Annotated in this window: 3 protein-coding genes and 2 tRNA genes; 4 read left to right on the top strand and 1 reads right to left on the bottom strand. The window is 71.2% G+C overall.

Annotated elements, in window-relative coordinates; genetic code table 11:
* Window positions 1–294: 294 nt before the first annotated feature.
* Window positions 295–660 (bottom strand): nuclear transport factor 2 family protein, encoded by a 366-nt coding sequence (locus tag GXW71_RS34470; protein ID WP_211858588.1) that lies wholly within the window; start codon window positions 658–660, stop codon window positions 295–297.
* A gap of 118 nt (window positions 661–778) precedes the next feature.
* Between GXW71_RS34470 and GXW71_RS34465 the strand changes: the two genes are divergently transcribed.
* The 4 genes from GXW71_RS34465 to GXW71_RS34450 all read left to right on the top strand — a co-directional run.
* Window positions 779–1600: a helix-turn-helix domain-containing protein gene (locus tag GXW71_RS34465; RefSeq protein WP_246527158.1), complete on the top strand. Its 822-nt coding sequence runs from the start codon at window positions 779–781 to the stop codon at window positions 1598–1600.
* Between the two features lie 219 nt (window positions 1601–1819).
* Window positions 1820–1901, top strand: a tRNA-Tyr gene (locus GXW71_RS34460).
* A 104-nt stretch (window positions 1902–2005) separates the two neighbouring features.
* Window positions 2006–2079: transfer RNA gene (locus GXW71_RS34455), tRNA-Gly, on the top strand.
* Window positions 2080–2163: 84 nt separating this feature from the next.
* On the top strand, window positions 2164–2263 hold a 100-nt coding region (locus GXW71_RS34450; RefSeq protein ID WP_139372854.1), incomplete at its 3' end, for a GTP-binding protein.

Raw genomic sequence — 2263 nt, 5'->3', positions numbered from 1 at the left:
CGGCGCGTCGCCGTCGCGCGGCGGGCGCGGCTTGCCGCCGGGGCGTCCGGCGGCGGGGCGGTCGGGGAAGGATCCAGGCCGCTTCGGCGGCCCCGGTCGCTTGGGGGGGCGTGACATGCCCGCATCCTCACCACCCGCGCGCCGGGCGCAAGCGGCGATGCGTCGGGGCCGCCCAGCGTGTGATGGCTTGAGGCCGGGCCGGCCGAGAAGCCTGAATCACGCGCTCCAGCAAAGCCTGTGATGGCTTGAGGCCGGGCCGGCCGAGAAGCCTGAATCACACGATCCAGCAGGGCGTCAGGCACCGGGCGCGGCGTCGAGGAAGCCGATCACCTCCGCGATCCGGCCCGCATCATCCAGCCGGACGATGTCCGTCCCGCGCGCCACCGCCGCGCCGCCCTCCGGCGCCGCCGACCAGGAGAAGCGGACGAAGCGCCCATACCCGTCGGGCTCCCCTTCCAGCGCGAAGCCGAGGCCCGGGAACTTCGCCCGCACCGCCCCGATCATGGCCGTGATCTCTTCCTGTCCCGCCCCTTCCATCATCGGGTCCGTGAAGCGTGCCGATGCCGTCCATTCCCAGGCGATCCGGGCCGCCCGCGCCGCGGCATCGGGCTCGTTCCAGGCCGCCAGGTAATTCTCCGCGATCCGTCGTGCCTCGCTCATTGCTCTCCAGCTCCTGCGATGGTTGCTCCAACGGGGCGGAGACTGGCGGCAGGAGGAGCCGGCCGCGATTACCTCGGAGGTCATGGCCGGCCCACCGTCCCGGTCTATCCTCCGGCCCATGTCCAGCACCCAGCCCAGTCCTTCCGCCGGCACCATGCTGCGCGAATGGCGCCAGCGCCGGCGCCTCTCCCAGCTCGACCTCGCCGGGGAGGCGGAGATCTCCGCCCGGCATCTGAGCTTCGTCGAGACCGGCCGCGCCGCCGCCAGCCGCCAGGTCCTGCACCGGCTGGCCGAGGGCCTCGCCATGCCGCTTCGTGAGCGCAATGCGCTGTTCCTCGCCGCCGGCTTCGCTCCCGCCTTCGCGGAGCACTCGCTGGAGGCGCCGGAGCTCGCCGCCGCCCGCCGCGCCATCGACCTGGTGCTCGAGGCGCATGCCCCGTTTCCGGCGCTGGTGGTCGATCGCCACTGGAACCTGATCACCGCCAATGCCGCGGTGCCGCCGCTGATGGCAGGGGCCGCGCCGGCGCTGCTCGCGCCGCCGATCAATGTGCTCCGCCTCAGCCTGCATCCGGATGGCCTGGCGTCCCGCATCGAGAATCTGGGCGAATGGCGCGCCCATCTGCTGGAGCGCCTGCAGCGCCAGATCGCCCAGACCGGCGATGCCGCCCTCCTTGCCCTCCGGGAGGAGCTGGTCCGCTACCCCTTCCGCAGCTCCCCCCGCCCGCCGGAGGCGCTGGCCGGCATCGCCGTGCCGATGCTGCTGCGGGTGCCCGGCCTGGCGCGGCCGCTGTCGCTGATCTCGACCACGACCGTCTTCGGCACGCCGCTCGACATCACCCTGGCCGAGCTGGCGCTCGAGACCTTCTTCCCGGCCGATGCCGAGACCCGCGCCTGGCTCGAGCGTCCGATGACCGGAGGGCCGAAGGGCCCGGAGGTCTGAATCGGCCGCACGCACTTGCAGGAGCGTCCGATGACCGGAGGGCCGAAGGGCCCGGAGGTCTGAATCGGCCGCGTGAAACGGCGGGTGCGTCCGATGACCGGAGGGTCGAAGGGCCCGGAGGTCTGAATCGGCCACGCCTACCTGCCGGCACGCCGTTGACAGCGCGGGCCGAATGCGGATAGTCCGCGCGCTCTCGCCGGCCGGCTTGTCCGAGTTTCTGGAGGGGTGCCCGAGTGGCTAAAGGGGGCGGACTGTAAATCCGCTGGCTTCGCCTACGTTGGTTCGAATCCAACCCCCTCCATGCCGGACGGCCGCCAGGCGATAGCGCGTTGGAATAGGATGCTGTGTCGTTCCGCCTTCGGGTGGGTCGGCTGGCCAGATCCGGTTCGGCCAGCGTTGCGCGGCGCGGGTGTAGCTCAATGGTAGAGCCCCAGCCTTCCAAGCTGGTTGTGCGGGTTCGATTCCCGTCACCCGCTCCAACGCCGCGGGCGACGTTCACCACGTTCAGGCATCGACAACGGCGTTCCATGAAAGCGCCACAGACGGGATAGCGGGACAGGACCATGGCGAAGGCGAAGTTCGAGCGGAACAAGCCGCACTGCAACATCGGCACGATCGGGCATGTGGATCACGGCAAGACGTCGCTGACGGCGGCGATTACGA

It is taken from the genome of Plastoroseomonas hellenica (assembly GCF_018129085.1).
In the GTDB taxonomy this organism is placed as follows: domain Bacteria; phylum Pseudomonadota; class Alphaproteobacteria; order Acetobacterales; family Acetobacteraceae; genus Plastoroseomonas; species Plastoroseomonas hellenica.
Note: the sequence above shows the minus strand (reverse complement) of the source record. Positions and strands in the feature narration are given on the sequence as shown.